This is a genomic window from Rhodanobacter sp. L36, from assembly GCF_009765755.1.
Taxonomy (GTDB): Bacteria; Pseudomonadota; Gammaproteobacteria; order Xanthomonadales; family Rhodanobacteraceae; genus Rhodanobacter.
Genome location: NZ_LMUV01000002.1, coordinates 910,578 through 931,540 on the forward strand (window position 1 = coordinate 910,578; position 20,963 = coordinate 931,540).

The following is a 20,963-nucleotide window of genomic DNA, read 5'->3' on the forward strand; positions in this document are numbered from 1 at the left end:
GGCGAATACGTGTCCGTGCATTCGCAGGTCGACATCGAAGAAGCCGAACTGCAGAAGGAACGCCACGAGTTGCACACCGACAGCGAAGGCGAGCACAAGGAGCTCGCCGCGATCTATGTCGGGCGTGGTCTCGAACCCGCGCTGGCCGAGCAGGTAGCCGTCCAGTTGATGGCGCACAACGCGCTTGATGCGCATGCGCGCGACGAACTGGGCATCACCGATACCTCGCGTGCAAAACCGCTGCAGGCTGCGCTGGCGTCCGCGCTGTGTTTCGCTACGGGCGCCGCGTTGCCGCTGCTGATCGCTTGCATCGCGTCGCCGAATATCCTGCTCGCCGCGGTATCCATCGGCTCACTGCTGTGCCTGCTGATTCTCGGTAGCGTGGCAGCACGCGCCGGTGGCGCCAGCGTGATGATCGGCGCCATGCGCATCGGTTTCTGGGGCGCGATGGCGATGGCGATCACCGCTGGCGTCGGCACATGGCTGGGCCACGCCGGCTGAGCACTCGAAACCACAAGAAAAACTTGACGGCTGTTTGACCGCCCAACCGTTACGCTCACCCACTCCCCGAACATCGCCCACTGCACCGAAGGAAATTTCCATGACCGATTCATCGCACGATGCCGCGTCGCTCGATCAGCAATGCATCAATACGCTCCGATTTCTTTCGGTCGACATGGTGCAGAAGGCCGATAGCGGCCACCCCGGATTGCCACTGGATGCGGCGCCGATGGCCTACGTGCTATGGAGCAAATACCTCAAGCATCATCCGGCCAATCCGCTGTGGGCCGATCGCGATCGCTTCGTGTTGTCGGCTGGCCATGGCTCGGCGTTGCTTTATAGCCTGCTGCACGTCACCGGCTATGACCTGTCGCTGGACGACATCAAGCAGTTCCGCCAGTGGGGCAGCAAGACGCCCGGACATCCCGAGCGCGGCCATACCGCCGGCGTCGAAGTCACCACCGGACCGTTGGGACAAGGCTTGGCAAATGCAGTCGGCATGGCCATCGGCGAAGCGCACCTGGCCGGACGCTACAACCGCGACGATCACGTCGTGGTTGATCACCACACCTATGCCATTGTCAGCGACGGCGACCTGATGGAGGGCGTCGCCAGCGAAGCGGCATCGCTCGCCGGCCATCTGAAACTCGGCAAGCTGATCTGTCTCTACGACGACAACTACGTCAGCCTCGCCGCCGGCACCGACATCACTTTCTCCGAAGATCGCGGCAAGCGTTTCGAAGCGTACGGCTGGCAGATCATTCGCCTGCCCGACGGCAACGACGTTGCGGCGATCGCCAAGGCGCTGGACGATGCGCGCGCCGAAATCGCCAAGCCGACGCTGATCCTGGTGCGCACGCATCTCGGTTACGGTTCGCCGAAGCAGGATTCGTTCAAGGCGCACGGTTCGCCGCTGGGCGAGGACGACGTCAAGGCGACCAAGCAGAAACTCGGCTGGCCGCTGACGCCTGACTTCTATGTGCCCGACGACGCGCTGAAACATTTTCGCGAAGCGCAGGACGCCGGCGCGAAGGCCGAGCAGGCGTGGAACGGGCGCATGGACGCGTACGTAAAAGCATTCCCCGATCTGGCCAAGGAATTGAAAGAGCGTCTGGCCGGCACGATTCCGGATGGCTGGGACAGCGACATTCCAACTTTCCCCGCCGATGCGAAGGGCATGTCCACGCGCGTCGCCGGCGGCAAGGTGATGAACGCGTTCGCCGCAAAATTGCCGGCGTTGTTCGGCGGTTCCGCTGATCTCGATTCGTCGACCTTCACCAACCTGAAAGGCGAGGGCGATTTCAATCCGCTGGTGGTCACCGGCCAGGACACACAGGGTTCGGACAGCGCTGGCTGGAGCCAGGCGGGACGCAACCTGCACTTCGGTGTGCGCGAACACGCGATGGGCGCGATCGTCAACGGCCTCGCTGCGCACGGCGGATTCCTTCCGTACGGCTCGACCTTCCTGATCTTCTCCGATTACATGCGTCCGGCGATCCGGCTGGCCGCGTTGTCGAAGTTGCACGTCGTGCACATCTTCACTCACGACAGCGTCGCGCTGGGCGAAGACGGCCCGACCCATCAGCCGATCGAACAACTCGCCAGCCTGCGCGCGATTCCCAACCTCACGGTGATCCGTCCGGCCGATGCGAACGAAACAGCCGAGGCGTGGAAGGTGGTGGTCGCGTCGAAGGATCATCCCGTGCTGCTGGCGCTGAGCCGACAGAATCTGCCGGTGCTCGATCGCACGCGTTACGCCAGCGCGGAAGGTCTGCGCAAGGGCGCGTATGTGCTGAGCGATGCCGAAGGCGGCAAGCCGCAAGTGATCCTGATCGCCACCGGTTCGGAAGTGAGCCTGATTGTCGAGGCCGCGGACAAGCTGCGTGCCGATGGCGTGGCGGTGCGTTGCGTGTCGATGCCGAGCTGGGAATTGTTCGATGCGCAGCCGCGCGCGTATCAGGACGACGTGCTGCCACCCGGCATCACCGCACGACTGGCGGTTGAGATGGCCTCGCCACAAGGCTGGAAGCGTTACACCGGTGATCGTGGCGACGTGCTCGGCATCGACCACTTCGGCGCCTCCGCACCGGCCGACAAGTTGCAGGAAGAGTTCGGCTTCACCGTCGACAACGTGGTGAAGCGCGCGAAAGCGTTGCTCGGCAACTGATCTTTGCGTGAGCTACGGCGCTTCGACGGGAAGCGCCGTAGCTTCGTCGGTCGTAACGATTTTCTTTCGACGAAGCCGGTCTCGCAGCCGCAGAAACGGCTGCTCCGCGCAGAAAAACAGCAGCGTGCCGGCGAGCAGCGATGCAACGGTGTAGATCGCGAACGTGAGTAGCGCGTGTTGTTGAATCGATGGCGTGAGCGCCATCTCCACGAGATGGAATATCGCCTTGTGGATCAGGTAGAGGCTGTAGGAAATCAGCGCGAGTCCTTCGACGCCCGGAATCCGCCATCGCCCCAGCCAGCAAGTTGGCGTACTCGCGGCGGCGACCAGCAAGGCCATGCCGGCCGACAGCAGCGGATAACCGATGACATTCGGCAGCAGACCAGTGCGGTCGCGAAAGAGCCACACGGCGAATCCGAACAGTGCGAATCCCGCCGGCAGCAACATCGTGTTGGCGGATCGCTGCATGCGTTGCCATGCGAGCGGCCGAAATATTTCCAGCGCTGCGAGCGAGACGCCGGCGAGCAAACCATCGAGCCGCGTGTAGGTCGGGTAGTAGATGTCCTGCACATAGCGCAGACCGAAAAGGTCGCTATCCGCATTCTGCACAGGCGCGAGTTCGTGCAGCCAGATGAAACCGCGGAGCGCCATGCCCGCCAGCACGATCGCCACGCCCAAGCTGATGAATTTCGTTGCCGATGGTTTGCGCATCAGCCACCACGCGAGCAGTGGAAACAGCAGGTAGAAATGTTCCTCCACGCATAGCGACCACACGTGCGAGAACGCCTTGTGATGGTCGTAGTCGATCAGCAGGTTCACCGTGTAAGTGAGGAACTGCCACAGCGGCTGGATACCGGGTGACTCGCGAAAATCGGGTATCAGAAAGTAAAGCGCCAGCACCACGAGGTATGCCGGCAATACGCGAAACGAACGGCGCAGATAGAAATTTCCGAAGTGCAGCGGTTCGCCGCGCGCGAGCGGCTTCAGCAGTTGCGAGCCGATCAGATAACCGCTCAGCACGAAAAACAGGTCGACGCCCATCCAGCCGGAATCCTGTAGTACGGCGAAGTGTTCGCCGATGCCGCCGACGATGTACGAGTGGAACAGCATCACCCACACGATCGCCACGGCGCGCAGCAAATCCAGGCCCGGCAGGCGACGCATGGTGGTTTCCCGAGTGGTCATGGTTTTCCGAATGTTGCGTTGTGATCGCCGCGTTGCGCGACGCGAGCTCGACATCGTAGCGGCGCGCTCCTGCGGTTCCCAGCCGCATGCGCCTTCGCGTTCAAACTACGCGACAATGCGCGTCTGCCGAATGCCGCGGAGTTTCAATGATCACGCCCACCCTGCGTATCGCCACCCGCAAGAGCGCTCTTGCGCTGTGGCAAGCCGAGCACGTTGCGACGTTGCTGCGCGCTGCGCATCCGAACCTGGTGGTCGAGCTGGTGCCGATGAGCACACGCGGCGACGAAATCCTCGATCAACCGCTAGCGACCATCGGCGGCAAGGGACTGTTCCTGAAGGAGCTCGAAGTGGCGATGCTCGAAGGTCGCGCCGATCTTGCCGTGCATTCGCTCAAGGACGTGCCTTCGCAACTCGAACCGGGTTTCGTATTGCCGGCGATCCTGCCGCGCGCGGATGCGGCGGATGCCTTTGTCAGCAACGACTACGTCGATCTCGCCGCGCTGCCGCACGGCGCGCGCGTCGGCACCTCATCGTTGCGACGGCAGGCGCAGTTGCGCGCGTTGCGAGCGGATCTGCAGCTGCTGGATTTGCGCGGCAATGTCGGCACGCGGCTGGGCAAGCTTGATGCCGGCGATTACGACGCGATCGTGCTCGCCTGCGCGGGACTCGACCGCCTCGGTCTTTCCGCACGCATCCGCTCGCGACTGGCCGCGCCGAACTGGTTGCCCGCGCCCGGACAGGCGGCGATCGCGATCGAGGCGCGAGACGATCAGCCGGCGGTGCTGTCGCTGCTGTCCGCGCTGGACGATGCCGACACACGCCTGACGATCACCGCCGAGCGCGCGATGAACCAGGCACTCGGCGGTAGTTGCACGGTGCCGGTGGGTGCGTGGTGCGTGCTCGGCGAACACGGCCTGCATCTGCGCGGGCTGGTGGGCGATGCGGCGAGCGGTCAACTCTTGCATGCGCAGGCGGACGGCAACGATGCGGCGGCGCTTGGCCAGCAAGTGGCTGATCAACTGTTCGCGCAAGGCGCAGCGGCGTTTCTCGCCGGCCGTTGAGTCCATGCCGTTCGGGCGATCCGGCGCAACGATTCGGCCCGAATACTGATTTTATGCCGACACCGAACCGAAGCCGATCGCGGCCGGTTATGCTGTCGCGGACCCGTCACGGCGGGCTCGGCTGAAGGACGCGGCAGGTGCGATATCCGTCGCATCCGGAGCAAACGGAATTCATTGGGGTTCGGCGCAACGCCGACGTTCGGGGACAGGCGCGATCATGACATTGGCAAATCACAAGACCCTGCTGTTGAGCGGCCTGCTGCTGCTCGGCCTGAGTGCCGCGGCGATCACCGTCCAGGCGATCTGGCGACCGCTGGCGCCGCATGCGCACGTCGCCGCGCAACTGGCCGACATCGATCTCGCGCAACCGGATGCATTGATCCGCTCCGAGCGACTCTCGGCATTGCCGCGCGATCTGCTGCGCGTGCCGTTGCTGCACGAAGTGCTCAGCGAGGATTTCGTCAGCTACTACGAATTCAACGAAGGCCGCCTGTCGCTGTCCGGCACGCTGCGCCGCATCGCCTACGAACACCAACTGGATCTCGGCGACGAAGTGATTCGCCAAGCGCTCGATGCGCCGGCGGAAGTGGCGTTGTGGCACGGCGATCACGGCAAGCTTCAATACTGGTTGCTGCTCGGCCAGCGCAACGGGCTCACTCGACTGCTGCAAGGCATCGCGAACGTCGCGCTCGACGACAGCCAGCTGAAAAACGTCGGCAAGCTCGAGGTCGATGGCGACAAGGTCGCGCTTTATGCGCTGGCTTATGGTTATCAGCGCAACCTGCTGTTTGCCGTGCATGGCGATCGGCTGGTGGTGCTGTCCGATCCGGGCATGCTGTTGAACGAGAACGGCACGCTCGACGACGAGCGCAGCGAACAGATCATCGCGCTGCTCGATGGAAGCTCGAAGAAACCCGCATGGCCGGACAGCGCGCTCGCGAAGGACAGCGATAACCCGCGCCTCGACAAGATCAAGGGTCATCAACTGAGCGTGTCCGCGCACTTCCTGTCGTTCGGTTACCAGCCGTTTTTCCCCGGCATCGAAGCGCTGCGTTTCGATTTTTCCGCCGACGCCGAGCATGCGTGGGATACGCGCGCGCTGGTCAATCCGGCTTTGCTGCCGGAGCAGTGGAACAGCGCGTCGCTATGGCAGGTGTTGCCGACCGATCCCGCCGCATGCGTCAGCCTGCCGGTGGACTGGGCATCCGCCGGCCACGTGCTGGACGCGGTGATGGGCAAGGACGCGGCGGGAATCGTGCTGCCGGCTTTTTCGGGACCGGCGGCGATTTGCTGGTACGGCAAGTCGAGGTTGTCGTCGCCGCTGTTCGTCGCGCGATTCGACAAGCCTGAACTCGTCGCGTCGATGAAGCCATCGCTGGAAAAAGCGTTCACCCAGATCATCGGTGCGTACGAGGAAAAGGCCGGCAATGCCGATGGCCGTCTGCCGGTGACATCGCATCAAGGTGTTGGCGACAGCACCGAATGGCAACGCGATGTCAGTGCGCGCTACGGTTCGGCGGATGCCACCGAAGCGAAGCTCACCGATACGATTTCATCGGACCGCTACTTTCCGGTGACGCTCGCGGTGGCGCACGGCTACGTGGTGTTTTCGCCGGACGGCGCATTGGTCGACGATGCGCTGGCGGTGCTGGAAAAACGCTGGCCGGCCGTGGCCGACAGCATGGGCAACGCGAGCCGCGAGCATGTCGTCGCACAGCTGACGCCGGCCAGCATGGCGAAGCTGATCGAGCAGGAATCGTTCGCCAGCCTGCCGCAGGATCAGGAGCCGGTGTTCCGCAACGCAGCCACGCAATTCCTGATACCGAAGCTGCATGCGCTGGGTGCATATCCGGCATTGACCTTGCGCCTGCCGGACACATTGCCGACGCAACGCGGATGGATTGCGGTGCAGTGGCAATCGGCCGCCGTGGGCTCGGCGCACTGAAGCTGGCCGCAACCATGCAGCCCTCTTTTCAACATCCTTCCGCGATATCGATGCCCGCACGACGTCGCCGATATCGCGCGCCTCACGCGTGGCTCGGCGCGCTGCTGATGCTGCTCGGTGTGTGCATGCCGCTGCGCGCACCCGCGACAACCAATGTCGCGGCGCAACTCACGCCCGCGCAATCGCAGGTGTTCCGCGCGTGGTTCGTGCGCGTGATCAACGAGCAGTTGCGGCAGGGCCCGACGCCGCGCTGGGTGCATCGCGATTGCGCAGGCCTCGTGCGCTTCGCGGTGAACGAGGCGTTCAAGCATCACGACGCGCACTGGCTGCGCGCCAACGGCATCGATGCCGATCGTCTGCCGCCCGAACTGGAATTGCGCGCCGATCAACGCTCGCTGGGCAACGCGTGGACCACGGTGGATGGACGCAGCAGCGCGTTTGTCACGGCGCTGGCGCTGATCCAGGCCAACAGCGAATTCGTCTCGCGCGACATCAACCAGGCGCGCATTGGCGACCTGCTTTTTTTCGATCAGGGCGACGACCAGCACTTGATGGTGTGGATGGATCGCTACATCGCGTATCACACCGGCACCAGCAGCAAACACGACAACGGATTGCGCGCGGTCACCGTGCAGCAACTGCTGCAGTGGCCCGATCCGCGCTGGCAACCGAGTGCGGACAATCCGAATTTCATTGGCGTCTTCAAGCTCGGCTTTCTCTCGCGATGAACCACGCACGACCGAATCCATCAGGGATGTTCACCATGCAACGCTTGCCTCCATTGCTGTCGCGCTTCGCCTGCGCCGCCGTGTGCACTTTCGCGCTCGGGTCGGTTGTCCATGCCCGCGAAAACGCCACCTTGTCGGCGACCACGCCGAGCGACTACGCGACCTTCAAGGGTCAGCCGTTCTTCCTGCTCACCGACAGCAGCTACGGCAGCGACGAAGTGGCGAAGGTGCGGCTGGAAGCGCCCGGCGGCGATGCGGATGCATTGAAGCCTTACGGTGGCGCGGACATCCTGCTCTATCGCATCCCGCAGCCGCTGGCGTTTCTGAAGGGACAGAAAAATCTTCATCGGGTCGAAGTACATCCGAACTATCGCGGTGAAGGACTCGCCAACACGCTGTCGTATCTGTGGGACAGCTGGTATCAGCAGACGCGCCGCTCGTGGCAGCGCATTCTTTCGACCGACACGCGCAAGCAGGCCATCGCGCAGGCGCCGCAGTTGAAGATCGGCGCGGCGCTGACCAAACCGACCCGCTTCGAGCAGAACCCGCAGTTCGAGCCGCTCAAGGGATACGACCTGGTCGATCGCTTCCGTTATCCGCTGTGGAGCGCCAAGCCGATCGAGCCGCCCAAGGGCGTGCAGATGGAAGGTTCAAGTTCCGACTTCCTTTCGCCCAATAGCGGCAATCTGATGATCCCGGTCGGCAAGCTCAAGCCCGGCCTGTATCTGGTGGAAGCGGTGATCGGCGCCTATCGTGCCAACACCTTGCTGTTCGTCACCGACACCGTGGCGATCACCAAGAGCACCCACGACGGCATGCTCGTTTGGACGGCCAATCGCAAGCAGGGCGTGCCGGTGCCATCGGCGACATTGCAGTGGACCGATGGTCTTGGCGTGCTGAAGAGCGGGCAGACCGGCACCGACGGCGTGTTGCAACTCGATCACGCGAGCCCGGAGCGCAGCTACCTGATCGGCGAAGACGCCGGCGGCGGCGTGTTCATCTCCGAGAACTTCTATTACGACAGCGAGATCTATAACGCCAAGCTTTACGCCGTTACCGATCGGCCGCTGTATCGGCCGGGCGACGACGTGCACGTCAAGTTTGTCGGGCGTGATTTCAAGAACGCCACAGACTCCACGCCTGTGGCCAGCGGCGCCATCGCGCTGGACGTGCTCGATCCGAACGGCTCGCCGGTCGCGCACAGCGCGCTCACGATGTCGTCCGACACCGGCGCGGATACCAGCTTCACCCTGCCCGCCAATGCCAGTGCGGGCGGTTACACCTTGCGCTTCACGTACGGCGGCAGCACCTACGGCGGCGCCTTTCGCGTGGCCGAATACATCAAGCCGCATTTCGATATCGCGCTGGTGATGGACAAGCCCGACTACGGCACCGGCGAAGCGCTCGAAGGCAAGATTCGCTTGAGTTATCCGGACGGCCGTCCGGTCGGCAACGCGCATGTGTCGGTGAGCGTGCGCGCGCAGCAGGTCACCATGGTCGAAGGCGAGCTGCGCTATGCCGGCCTGTTTCCGGTCAAGCTCGACCAGCAGGAACTGGTCGCCGACAACGACGGCAGCGTGCCGTTGAAATTGCCGCCGGCGAAAGACCCCAGCCGCTATGTGGTCACCGTGCTGGCAAGTGATGGCGCGGCGTATCGCGTGCGCATCACGCGCGAATTGCTGGTGGCCCGCGGCGTCATGCCGTACACGCTGAGCACGTCGAGCCAGTTCACCCAGCCCGGCGCGAAAACCGATTTCGTGCTGGCTGCGCAAGCGTTGCCGTCCGCACTCAACAGCACCGGCACGCCGATCGTCGTGCCTGCGCAGATTCCCGCGCACTGGGAATTGACGCGACTGGAGGATCAGAGCAAGCAGAGCGGCGATCTCGCCGCCGCAACGCCGGGCGCGCCGATCACTTTCCCGGTCACGTTTCCGCAGCCGGGTTCGTACACGCTGTCGGTCAAGGATCAACACGGCAACCTACTCGCAGCGACCAGTCACTGGGTCGCCGGCAACGGCATCACCGCGACGCCGGGAAGCGTGCAAATCGTGCTCGATCGCGCGCATTACGCCATTGGCGACACGGCTGAAGCGTTGATCACTTTTCCGCAGCCGGTAGGCAATGCGCTGCTGACGCTGGAGCGCGACAAGGTGGAAGAGCATGCGCTGCTGGGCAGCGGCGCGGACTGGCTCAGCCTGAGCAAAGTGTCCGATACGCAGTGGCGCGCGCGCATTCGTATCGCCGCCAACTTCAGTCCCAACATGACGTTTTCGGTGCTGTACGTGAAGGATGGCGATTACGCTTTCCAGAACGCCGGCATCTCCGTGGCGCAACCGCAGATTGCGCTGGCAGTGAAGAGCGACAAGCCGGTCTACGCGCCGGGCGACACCGTGCAGCTGGATCTGGACAGTCAGCTCGCCGGCAAACCGGCGTCGGCGAATCTCACGGTCAGCGTGGTCGACGAAATGGTCTACGTGCTGCAGCCGGAGATCGCGCCGAACATCGTGGACTTTTTCTATCACCCACGTCGCAACAGCGTGCGCACCACATCGAGCCTCAACTTCATCAGCTACGACATGGCGTTGTCGTCGCTGCCCGGCGCGCCGGAACAAGGCCGCTACAACGAGCGCGGCGTGAAGGTGCTGGAGCGTCCGCGCCGCGACGAAAAAGACACCGCGGCGTGGGTCGCCACTCTCAAGACCGACGCGGCCGGTCACGCGCACATGAGTTTCGTGATGCCCGATTCGCTCACGCGCTGGCGCATCACCGTGCGTGCCACCACCGCTGAAGGCGTGGTCGGACAGACCACCGCCAACGTGCGCTCGGACAAACCGCTGTATCTGAAATGGACCGGCCCGACGCATTTCCGCAGTGGCGACAAACCGCGCCTGGACATGGTCGCCTTCAACCAGGGTGCGCAGGATGTCGAAGCGCAGCTGCAAGTCGACGGCGCGGGTTTGGCCGTCCATCAGACAGTCAAGCTCAAGCGCGGGCCGAACGTGCTGACCTTGCCGGTGGATGCGTTGAGCGCCGGTTCGGTGACGGCGCAACTGCTGCAGAACGACAAGCCGGTCGATCGCCTGCAAACCACCGTGGTGATGGAGCCGCTCGACTGGTTGTCGCAGCAGCAACTCAACCTGCCGCTGACTGCCGGTGCATCCATGTTGCCGTTGACGCTGCCGGCCGACGCCAGCGACGTGCGCCTGCGTTTCGTCGACAGCGCGATCAGCCAGTTCGCCCGCGTGGCCGATGATCTGGTGGACTATCCGTATGGCTGCGTCGAACAGACGTCCAGCCGTCTGATTCCGCTGGCGCTGGCCTTGACCAGTTACGCGCAAAACGGCACCACGGCCGCTGGTGGACGCGACACCACGCAAGGCATCGATGCATTGCTGCGCACGCAGCGCCAACGGCTTGCGCTGCTCGCCGGCGAAGGCGGCGTGTTCGGCTGGTGGGGCGATGGCAGCGGCGGCAATCCGTTCCTCACCACGTACGCCTACTACGCGGACTGGCTGGCCAGTCGCAGCATCGGTCTGGAACTGCCGGCGGACAACTGGAAACAGATGCTGGAGTCGTACAAGAACAGTGCCGACGAACCGCTGCTGCATCGCGTGCTCGAACTTTACTGGAGCCATCAGATGGGCCTGCCGGTGCAGACCCAGCTCGACGGCCTCACCGACAACCTCGCCACCGCCGATGCCAAACCGGAAACGCTCGCCGACGAGGACAGCCTGATTTTCGCGGCGCCGGATTCCAGCGAAGGACATCAGGTTGCACTCGTGCTTGCCGCGCAGTTGTATCGCGAGATCAACCAGCCATTGCCCGGCAAGCTGGTCGCCGAAATCGACGCGGCGAAGCAGGCATTGGCGAGCAGCCACTCGCCGTTCGTGCAGAGCCTGCTGCTGCTCGGCCAGGGCAATACCAACCCCGGTCAGACTGGCGCGTTGCTCGCGCGGGTCAGCGCCGACATGCCGACGATGGAACGCGCGATCGCGTTGACGTGGTTGCAGAAAGCACTCGGCGGCGCACCGGGAAGTGCTGCCCCGACCAACGCACCGAGCGCGATCGGTGCCGGTCAGTGGCAGGCCATCGATAGTCCCACCGGTCAGCGCGAGTGGCACTGGAGTGGAAATACCGCGCCGAGCACATTGGCCTTGGCGGCTGCGTCGGCCGCGTCGGGCGACAACACGCCGGTGGCGGTCATCAGCTATCAGAGCCGCGCGAAGCAAGGCACGCAGTTGCCGATCACCCTGCAACGCAAGCTCTACAAACTGGTTGCGCAGGCAACGGCGACCAACAGCAGCGGCGATGTCGAAGCGGGCGATCAGGGCCGCACGTACGCCGCGGAAGAAGTGCCTGTCGGCAGCGCGCTGGAAGCCAACACCCTGTACGTCGACGAAGTCATGCTCACGCCGGACAAGAAAGGCAGCTATCGCTACGGCCTGCTCGAAGTGCCGTTGCCGCCGGGTGGCGATGTCGAAGCGAGCACATGGGGACTGACGATCACCGGTCTGAGTGGCGCGGGCGATGACGCCCGCCTGCAGCGCGCGCCGGTACGCCAGGTGCAGCACGAAATGGGCGAGATGTCGTATCGCCAGCCGGTCGCATCGCTGGATCATCCACAGGTCTATCGCCAGCTGGTGCGCTTCTCGCTGCCGGGCACGTTTTCGTTGCCGCCGGCGCGTTACTTCCGCATGTACCAGCCCCAAGCCAAGGCCTTGCAGGACGACGGCAAGAAAAACTTCACGATGGTGGTGAAGTGATGGAGGCGAAATAAGCGCGCCATGAATCAGCGTCGGCCATGGCATGCACTTGCCGCTGCGGCATTCGCATGGCTCGCGATCGGTTCGCCGGTTGCGAGTGCGGAGTATTCGGCGCCGCTGCAGTTTGCGTGGCAACCGCGCGGTACCGATGCTCAGTTGTGGCATCTGGACGATCGCCCACTTGATGCCAGCACAGCGCGGCCATTGCCGGCCGATCTGGATACACCGCTCGGCAGCGTGTGGAAACTTTTCGTCTACAGCTACCTGGTCGATCGCCGCATGCATTCAGACGATTACCATTGCGGTGACGATCATTCATCGCTGACGACTGTGGAGCGCAAGCGCATCGGCGACGAGGAAATCTATTGCTGCCACGCCGGCGGGCGCATCGATCGCGAACGCGCGCTGGTGCAATCGTGCGGACTGTATTTCGAGCCGCAACGACTGCAGCTCGATACCACAGTCTGGCGCGACTACTGGCGCAAGCGACACGCGCCGCTGTGGCTGCAATCGCTGGCGCAGATCAAATCCACCACGCGCGTATCCGTCGCCGATCTGCTGGCCGCGTTGCGCAGCGTTCCCGAAGACGCGCGCACCGAAGCCGAACACACGCTGATCTCGGTGATCACCCTGGGTCGCGGCGAAGGCACGCTCGCCGACTACGGCAGCCTGCTGCGCGCCAAGACGTGGACGATGCCCGATCCGCTACGCCGCGGTGCGTCGCTCGGCGGCGCCGCGGGATGGCTCGCCGACGGCACGCCGATATGGATGTCCGGCCCGGGCAGCAGCAACCGCGTGCTGGCGGCTGCGGCGAGCCATTTGCATCCGTTGTTGCAAACCGTTCCGGTCGCCGACAGCGACGCCTGCGTCGTGGTCGATTATTTCGATCGTTATCCGATCCACCACGTGCTGCCCGCGCAAGGTCATCAGCCTGTGCGCGATGGCGCGCTCAATGGCCGGTTTCGCGTCGAGTTCGTCAACGGTCACTGGATCGACATTGAAAGCCATGGCGAGATGCAATTGCGTGGCGCCGCAGGTGACCCGCATCTCAGCGCGCGGCTGGGCCTCAACGATTACATCGCGCGCGTCGTGGAGCGCGAGGGCGATGCCAGCGAAAGCGCAGCCGCCGAAGCGCTGGCCGTGGCCGCGCGCAGCTATCTCGTGCAGCAGGCATCGCTCGATCGCGGTTGCTGGCACATCGCCGATGCCAGCCGCACGCAACGCGTCGCCGCGCATCCGCCGAGCGCAGCAGCACGGCAGGTTGCAGCATGGACCGACACGCTGATTCTCACCGACGTCAGCGTGCAATATCACGGCACGTTGCCGGGCAAAGATCGCATGGCGTGGCGGGATGCGGTGCAGTTGTCGAAGCAGGGACTTTCGTTCGACGCGATTCTCGCGCGCAGCTGGCCGGGCGCGACGCTCACGTCGCTGATGAGTCCGCTCGGCGGCGATTGTCAGCCGATCGCGTTGGCGCAATCGTGGCTGCAGCACCAGACACCGCAATGGCAGCAGCGTCTGCGCGACGAACCCGGATACGAAACACCCGCGATTCCCGCGGTATGCCAGCTGCGCGAAGGTCGGCCTTATGCCGATGCGCGACGCAATCGACTGTACGTGAGTGGTCTGTCCAGTGAGGAAGATCGCATCGCGCTCGCGCACGAATACCTGCACCTCGCCTTCGCGCATCATCCGCGCGGAGAGGACGAGGTTTTCATCGAGCAGCAGGCACGGCGGTTGTTGCGCACGCCCGTCGCGTTGCCCGATGCCGTGCCGGACGAACACCAGGGAAACACGCCATGACGCGAATCGCCCTGTCGAATTCTGATCGAGCCCGACGGCCGTTGATGCCCATGCAGTGCCACCACTTTTTATTCAGGACAGCGCCATGACTGCAGGATCCCTCAAGTTTGCCTGTGTTGCCTTCGTACTCGGGGCGAGTATGGGTGGCCCGGCATGGGCTCAACAGGCCCCGACGCAGCCCGACGAGAAAATAGAATTCAGCGCGCCGATCAATGGCTGGCGCTCGTCGGCCGGCGACGAGTCGCGCTACACGCAGGAGGTTCATTACCCCGCGGTCGCGGTGAACACGCCCGAAGGACAGGCGGCCAGCGCGATGATCGCCGGCGAAATCCGCCACGCGCCCAAGGGAACCGCCAGCGCTGCCGACCAACCCGCGACGCTGATCGTCAACGGCGTTGCGATGCCGCAGCGAGTCGAGAGCGATGGTCATTTCTCGCGCCCGTATGCTTTCGGATCGGGCAGCAACAGTGTGGAAATGATCAGCGCCGACGGCACGCGCCAGCGCACGCAGTTCTACGAAGGCTACAGCGGCAAAACCAGGCCGCGGCTGCGCGTGCTGCTTTCGTGGGACAGCGACGGCACCGATCTCGATCTGCACGTGGTGTCGCCGGACGGCCAGCATGCGTTCTACGGCAATCGCGTGGTGCCCAACGGCGGCGCCCTCGACGTGGATGTCACGACGGGCTACGGGCCGGAGATCTATTCCAACCCGTCACCACCGAGCGGCACCTATCTGGTCTACGTGAACTATTACGGCAGCGGCGAAAACCACCAGCTATTGACCGTGGCGCAAGTGGCGATCGTGACCGACGAGGGCACGCCCAACGAGAAACAGCAGACGTTCATCGTGCCGATGCGCAAGGCCGGCGAGCTCACGCTGGTGAAATCGTTCGTGATGCCCTGATTCATATGGACGTCCAAAACAAAAGCCCCGACATATGCCGGGGCTTTTGTTTTTTCAGCGTTGGTGCGTGGATCAGAAGTTGTAGACCAGGTTGGTGGTGGTCAACGTATCGAGCTTCTTGATGCCCGGCAGTACGTCGCTGTTGTGGCGAACCTGGAAACCGAGTTTCAGAGCCATTTTCTTGGTCATGCTGACCGCGAGTCCGGCGTCGTTCTGCAGGTAGGTGTTCTTGGAGCCCGCTTCCATCAGGAACGTGTCCTCGAACGCGGTGTTGTCGGTCAGCTTCAACTTGTAGTTGACCAGACCACGCGCCACCACTTCGCCGACTGTGGGTTGCTCCAAGGTGGTAACGGTGACGGAACCGTCCGGATTGGCAGCAGAGTCGATGATGTTTGCCGGGCGATAACGCTTGTAACCCGGGCCGATTTCGAACGACAACTCGTTGCTCTCGTCCTTCAGCGCGATATAGCCATAGCCCAGCGACACCACACCATCCCACACGTTGGCGCCGAATTCGTCGTGCTCGTAACGCGCGGCACCAACGATGTAGCTGCGCGGATCAAGCTTGTAGCCGACGGACGCGCCGCCGTCATAGCGATTGGCGGTGGTGTTGAACTGGTCCGTCGTGTTGCCGTTGGCATCGACGATCGACTGCTGAGCCTTGGTGCGCAGGAAATCGAGCGAAAACGCGTTTTTCCATTGCTCGTTTTCCTGGGCGAGGCCGAGCTTGGCGTCGAGATTCTGTGAACGCGTGTTGCCGGTTGCGGACGAATAGCCAAGTTCACCGGAGCCCGTCCAGCCACCATTCTTCGCGGCAGTGCTGGCGTCGGTCGTGGTCGGGCTGGCGTCTTGTGCCTGCACGGCGAAACTCGAAACAGCGGCCAGCAGCAGGCCGGCGATCAGGGTCTTTTTCATGGGGCATCCATTTGTTAAACATTGGTAAGGCGCCTACCTTAACGGGCGGGATTGAACTTGCAATGAACGGTAACCCCTCATACGGGGCCGCGAACGCACCTTTCGCGCCGTCAACATCTTCGTCACGACATGCTGCAAGCCGATGAACAAGATGGGCTGGCAGCGCAGCGACTTGCGGCTTCACGAGGCCGCCACCATGCTAGTCAGCGCTACTCAACGACGACAGGCCGGCGGTAAATCATGGATCGTTACGAACGCATACTGACCCTCCACCGCCTCCTGAAATCGGCGCATTACCCCATTCCCTTGTCGCGCCTGCTGGGCGAGCTGGAGTGCTCGCGCGCGACGTTGTATCGCGACGTGGCGTTTCTTCGCGATGCTCTGGGCGCACCGATCGAAAGCGCCGGCACCGAGCAGGCGGCGTTCCGTTACGAGGTCGGCGAAGGCGAGCGATTCGAACTGCCGGGTTTGTGGCTGACCTCGGACGAACTGGCCGCGCTGCTTGCGTTGAACGAACTGATCAGCCGTTCCGGTCCCGGCGTACTGGCCGGTGCGCTGGCACCGTTCAAGGCGCGCATCGAAGGCTTGCTGTCCGATCAGGGCAGCGGCAAGGCACTGCCGATCGAACGAATCCGCGTGATCCCGTGGGGCGAGCGCAAGCTGGACCAGCAGGTATTCCGCATCGTGGCCGGGGCGGTGCTGGAGCGTAGACAACTGCGCTTTCGATATCGCGCGCGCACTACCAATGCCGACAGTCGCCGTACCGTGTCACCGCAACGGCTGACGCACTATCGCGACAACTGGTATCTCGATGTCTGGGATCACGACCGCGAAGCCCTGCGCAGTTTCGCGGTGGACCGCATCGTGGAAGCGAGTTCACTCGATCAGGCGGCGACCGACGTCAGCGAAGGCGATCTCAACGATCTGCTGGCGTCGAGCTACGGCATTTTCGCCGGCAAGCCCAAAGCCTGGGCGACGATTCGCTTCTCACCGCACGCGGCGCGCTGGGTGGCCGAAGAACACTGGCATTCGCAGCAGAAGGGCGAATGGCTTTCGGACGGCCACTACGAATTGAAGGTGCCCTACTCCAATTCCAAGGAGCTGCTGATGGACGTGCTGAAGTACGGCCCGGACGCGCAGATCGTCGCGCCGATCCCGCTGCGCGAGGAGATGAAGATCCTGCTGCAGCTCGCACGCGATGCGTACAAATCCAGCGGCGAGTAATCGCCTTTATCAGTGGCCGGGATGAAACGGCCAGAAGATCGGTATCAGCCACATCGACAATGAGCAGAAGATCAGGATCAGCGGGATGCCGACTTTCATGAAGTCGGTAAATCGATAACCACCCGCGTAATAAACCATCGTGTTGGTCGGATAACCCACCGGCGTCGCGAATGAAGTCGCCGCGGCAAAGGCGACCGCCACCACGAATGGGCGCGCATCCACATGCATCGCATGCCCCACCGACACGGCGATGCCGACCATCAACACCACCGACGGGTTGTGACCCATCAGTTCGGTCAATAGCGCCGTCAGCAGATACACCATGAGCAGCGCCGCGAGCGGCCCGTGGCTGCCAGCGACCGACATGCCGGCATGCACGACGATGTCGGACAGCCCGCTCTTTTCGATCGCGATGCCCAGCGGAAGAATCGCCCCGAGCAGAATGATGATCTTCCAGTCCATGCCTTCATAGACGTCTTTACGGCCAAAGCATCCGGCGATCGCCATGGCGGTGGCGCCGCAGATCGCCGCGATCGGAATTGGCAGCCAGTGCAGTCCCGACGAAATCACCACGGCGGCCATGATCGCCACCGCGTACAGCGCCTTTCGCGACGTGCGGCGCGGTTCCTCGCGTTCGCTGAGCACGACGAAGGCTTCGTCGTTGCGCAGATTGGTCAGCGCGTTCTCGTCGATCAGCACCATCAGCACGTCGCCAAGCGCGAGCGTGACGTCGCTGAGCTTGTCGCGCAGCACCTGACCGCGGCGATGGATGGCCAGCGCCGTCATGTCGTAGCGCCAGCCGATGCCGGTCTCGGCAAAACGCCGGCCTTCGGCGGCACTGCCCGGCGACACCATGATTTCCGCCAGCACGCGCGGGTGATCCTCGATGCGAGGGTAGCGGCTCTCCGGCGCGTTGCGCAGGTTGGCCTGATGGCGGAAATCCTCGATCTTTTCCCAGTCGCCACGCACCAGCAGCACATCACCTGCGGCGAGTTGCTGCGAACGCGGCGACCACATGCGGCGCTCGCCGCGCAGCAACTCGAGCGGATAGACGCCGAACTTTTCGCCGAGGTTCGCATCGGCGATGCTGCTGCCGATCAACGCGGATTGCTCGGTCACTTCGAGCTCGGCCACGTACTTGCCGATGTCCGCTTCCTCCGGCATGTCGGCGGGAATGTGCCGCGGCAACAGCCAACGGCCCACCAGCATCAGGTACACGATGCCGACCACGGCGAGCACAGCGCCCATGCGGGTGAATTCGAAAACACCGAATCCCGGCATGCCGTGTTTCTGCGCGAGCGTGTCTGCAAGCAGGTTGGACGACGTGCCGATGAGCGTGCACACGCCTCCCATCTGCGCGGCGTAAGCCATCGGCATCAGCACGCGACCGGGCGGCGTGCCGGTACGCTGGCAGACCTTGAGCGCGAGCGGAAGAAATGTGGCGACCAGCGCGATGTTCTTGATGAAAGCACCGAGCGGCGCGATCGCCAGCATCATCGCCAGCGTCAGCAGCCATGGGCGCCGGATGCGTATCAGCAGACGACTCAGCGGTTCGAGCGCACCAGAGCGTTCGATGCCCAGACTCAGCGCGAACATCGCCGCCACCGTCACGGTCGCTTCGTTGCTGAAACCGCTTAGCGCATCGACCGGGCTGACGATGCCAAGAATCACCAGCGCCGCCAGCACCAGCAATGCGACCAGATCGATGCGCAGTTTTTCGCTGGCGAACAGGCCCATCGCGCCGACGATCACGGCCAGCGTGGCCCAGGCCTGCCATGTCATGCGGCGACTCCGCAAAAACATGCGCCGATGGCTTCACGGAAAAAAGGAAAATCGCAGAGAGGCATGATCAGTCCGGGCTTGCTGCACGTAAGGCTTGGTTCCATCCTAGCCGGCAGTCGAGGCGATGGGTTGGATCGATGTTCGATTCCGCCCGCCCGCGCCCAGCTTGCATGCACTTTCGTGATCGAAATCGCCCATGAACAAAGAAGATCGCACAACACAGATGCTGGCCCCGCTCGAGACGGCAACACCGCGACGCCCCACCGTCGCCCTCGCGTTGGGTGCGGGTGGCGCCAAGGGGCTGGCGCACATCGGCGCGATCGAGGAGATTGATGCGCAGGGATTCGAGATCGTCGCGATAGCCGGCACGTCAATGGGCGCGTTGATCGGCGGCATCTACGCGATGGGCAAGATGGACGTCTATCGCGATTGGGTATCCACGCTGGCGAAGTTCGACGTGTTCCGCATGCTCGACTGGACGTTCACCGGCGGTGGACTGATCAAGGGCGAAAAACTCATCGGCACCTTGCGCGAACTGGTCGGCGACACCTGCATCCAGGAATTGCCGATTGCGTTCACCGCGGTGGCCACTGATCTGGATCGCGAACGCGAAGTATGGCTGACGCGCGGTTCGTTGTTCGACGCGATCCGCGCATCGATCGCGATCCCCACCGTATTCCGGCCGCACGTCATCGACGGACGTCGTCTGCTGGATGGTGCGTTGCTGAATCCGTTGCCGGTGGCGCCGTTGATTCGCGATCCGGCGGATTACCTGTTCGCGATCAGCATGGACGGACCGATCAAGACCACGCCGGTCGAAGTGGCAGCGCCGGACGATGGCGAACATCACACGCATCGTCATCGCGTGGGCGAATTCTTCAGCCGCATGTTGCCACACAGCGAAGGGAAGCCGCGCGAACCCGGTGCGTGGGATTTGCTCAACCAGTCGCTGGATTTGATGCAGGCAAATCTGTCGCGATTGCGGCTGGCTGCGTACGAACCGGATTTGCTGATCCAGTTGCCGCGCAATCTTTCAACGCCATACGAGTTCTATCGTGCGCGCGAGTTGATCGAACTGGGTCGCGAGCAGGCGCGCGAAGCGTTGACGGACTGGTCGAAAAAGCTGACGCCGCCGCGGCACGTCTGACGAACGCAATCGCCAAGAAATCATGCTGACGATCGCGCGCTAAAGTTCTTCGACGCGCGTGACCTTGCCGCGACGCATCAGCCACGCCACGCCGCGCAGATCGGCCAAACCGACCCACAAGCGATCGAGCATGCCGTACTTGGAAACGCCGGCGGTGCGCGGCCGATGACCGACCGGCACGCTCTGGCAGGCAAAGCCGGCGCGCTTGACCAGCGCAGGCAGATAGCGATGCATGTGATCGAAATACGGCAGCCGGAGGAACACGTCGCGATCGAAAAGCTTCAGCCCGCAGCCCGTATCCGGCGTCGCGTCCTTCAGCATGCGCGAGCGCACCGCGTTGGCGATCTTCGAGGAAATGCGCTTGTTGAAACTGTCACGGCGTGTGGTGCGCCAGCCGGCGAACAGGCGCATGTCCGGCGACGCGTCGCGTGCGGCGAGCAGTTTCGGAATGTCGGCCGGATCGTTCTGGCCATCGCCATCGAGCGTGGCGATCCATGGCGACTTCGCATCGCGCACGCCGTTCCATACCGCCGTGCTTTGCCCGCTGCGCGTGACATGGTGCAGCACGCGCAGTTCCGGATGCAGCGCTTTTTGCGCCAGCAATACGGCGCGGCTGTCGTCGCTGGAGTCGTCATCGATGTAGATGACTTCGTAGTCGATCTTGCCGCGCAGCGCGCCCGCGATTTCGGCGAGCAGCGGCGGAATATTGTCGCGCTCGTTGAAGACGGGAACGACGACCGATAGCTGCGGCATGAGAGGACCTTTTGCGGAAGCTGGATTTGCGAGGCAAATTTTAGTGTGTGGATGTTTCAGCGGCGATGGACGAGTAGCGAGGGCG

Annotated in this window: 14 protein-coding genes; 10 read left to right on the forward strand and 4 right to left on the reverse strand. The window is 63.4% G+C overall.

The genetic code is table 11. From position 1 onward, the window contains the following. Together GSQ73_RS03910 and tkt are read left to right on the forward strand one after the other, a co-directional pair. Nucleotides 1-501, forward strand: a 501-nt coding sequence (locus GSQ73_RS03910; RefSeq protein ID WP_158881166.1) for a VIT1/CCC1 transporter family protein, incomplete at its 5' end; no start/stop codon positions are given. A 100-nt stretch (nucleotides 502-601) separates the two neighbouring features. After that, nucleotides 602-2,668, forward strand: coding sequence for a transketolase (gene tkt / locus GSQ73_RS03915; RefSeq protein WP_158881168.1), 2,067 nt, complete (start codon nucleotides 602-604; stop codon nucleotides 2,666-2,668). Nucleotides 2,669-2,680: 12 nt separating this feature from the next. On the opposite strand, the gene GSQ73_RS03920 is transcribed toward tkt, so the two are convergent. Continuing rightward, nucleotides 2,681-3,853: an acyltransferase gene (locus tag GSQ73_RS03920; RefSeq protein ID WP_254063257.1), complete on the reverse strand. Its 1,173-nt coding sequence runs from the start codon at nucleotides 3,851-3,853 to the stop codon at nucleotides 2,681-2,683. A gap of 146 nt (nucleotides 3,854-3,999) precedes the next feature. Between GSQ73_RS03920 and hemC the strand changes: the two genes are divergently transcribed. The 6 genes from hemC (at nucleotide 4,000) to GSQ73_RS03950 (ending at nucleotide 15,057) form a co-directional block, all read left to right on the forward strand. Continuing rightward, the gene (gene hemC / locus GSQ73_RS03925; RefSeq protein ID WP_158881170.1) at nucleotides 4,000-4,914 is read left to right on the forward strand and encodes a hydroxymethylbilane synthase; all 915 of its coding nucleotides are present in this window, start codon (nucleotides 4,000-4,002) and stop codon (nucleotides 4,912-4,914) included. Nucleotides 4,915-5,131: 217 nt separating this feature from the next. Beyond that, the gene (locus tag GSQ73_RS03930; protein WP_158881172.1) at nucleotides 5,132-6,859 is read left to right on the forward strand and encodes a DUF2138 family protein; all 1,728 of its coding nucleotides are present in this window, start codon (nucleotides 5,132-5,134) and stop codon (nucleotides 6,857-6,859) included. Nucleotides 6,860-6,909: 50 nt separating this feature from the next. Further along, nucleotides 6,910-7,587 (forward strand): DUF1175 family protein, encoded by a 678-nt coding sequence (locus GSQ73_RS03935; RefSeq protein WP_216844713.1) that lies wholly within the window; start codon nucleotides 6,910-6,912, stop codon nucleotides 7,585-7,587. Nucleotides 7,588-7,622: 35 nt separating this feature from the next. Further along, the gene (locus GSQ73_RS03940; RefSeq protein WP_216844714.1) at nucleotides 7,623-12,350 is read left to right on the forward strand and encodes an alpha-2-macroglobulin; all 4,728 of its coding nucleotides are present in this window, start codon (nucleotides 7,623-7,625) and stop codon (nucleotides 12,348-12,350) included. Nucleotides 12,351-12,371: 21 nt separating this feature from the next. After that, a complete protein-coding gene (locus GSQ73_RS03945; protein ID WP_158881178.1) occupies nucleotides 12,372-14,153 on the forward strand; it encodes a DUF2300 domain-containing protein in 1,782 nt (593 codons plus the stop codon). A gap of 85 nt (nucleotides 14,154-14,238) precedes the next feature. Next, the gene (locus tag GSQ73_RS03950; RefSeq protein ID WP_158881180.1) at nucleotides 14,239-15,057 is read left to right on the forward strand and encodes a DUF2135 domain-containing protein; all 819 of its coding nucleotides are present in this window, start codon (nucleotides 14,239-14,241) and stop codon (nucleotides 15,055-15,057) included. Nucleotides 15,058-15,129: 72 nt separating this feature from the next. On the opposite strand, the gene GSQ73_RS03955 is transcribed toward GSQ73_RS03950, so the two are convergent. Beyond that, nucleotides 15,130-15,972, reverse strand: coding sequence for a DUF481 domain-containing protein (locus tag GSQ73_RS03955; protein WP_158881182.1), 843 nt, complete (start codon nucleotides 15,970-15,972; stop codon nucleotides 15,130-15,132). A gap of 240 nt (nucleotides 15,973-16,212) precedes the next feature. Here GSQ73_RS03955 and GSQ73_RS03960 point away from each other — a divergent pair, with 240 nt between their 5' ends. Next, a complete protein-coding gene (locus tag GSQ73_RS03960; protein WP_158881184.1) occupies nucleotides 16,213-17,196 on the forward strand; it encodes a YafY family protein in 984 nt (327 codons plus the stop codon). 9 nt (nucleotides 17,197-17,205) lie between these two features. Here GSQ73_RS03960 and GSQ73_RS03965 read toward each other — a convergent pair whose 3' ends face one another. Then, nucleotides 17,206-18,978 (reverse strand): SLC13 family permease, encoded by a 1,773-nt coding sequence (locus GSQ73_RS03965; RefSeq protein ID WP_158881186.1) that lies wholly within the window; start codon nucleotides 18,976-18,978, stop codon nucleotides 17,206-17,208. Nucleotides 18,979-19,174: 196 nt separating this feature from the next. On the opposite strand from GSQ73_RS03965, the gene GSQ73_RS03970 reads away from it, so the two are divergent. Further along, nucleotides 19,175-20,125, forward strand: a complete 951-nt coding sequence (locus tag GSQ73_RS03970; protein ID WP_254063258.1) for a patatin-like phospholipase family protein — start codon at nucleotides 19,175-19,177, stop codon at nucleotides 20,123-20,125. 39 nt (nucleotides 20,126-20,164) lie between these two features. Here the strand turns inward: GSQ73_RS03970 and GSQ73_RS03975 are convergent, their stop codons facing one another. Beyond that, entirely contained in the window at nucleotides 20,165-20,878 is a 714-nt protein-coding gene (locus GSQ73_RS03975; RefSeq protein WP_158881188.1) for a glycosyltransferase, read from the reverse strand. Nucleotides 20,879-20,963 lie beyond the last annotated feature (85 nt).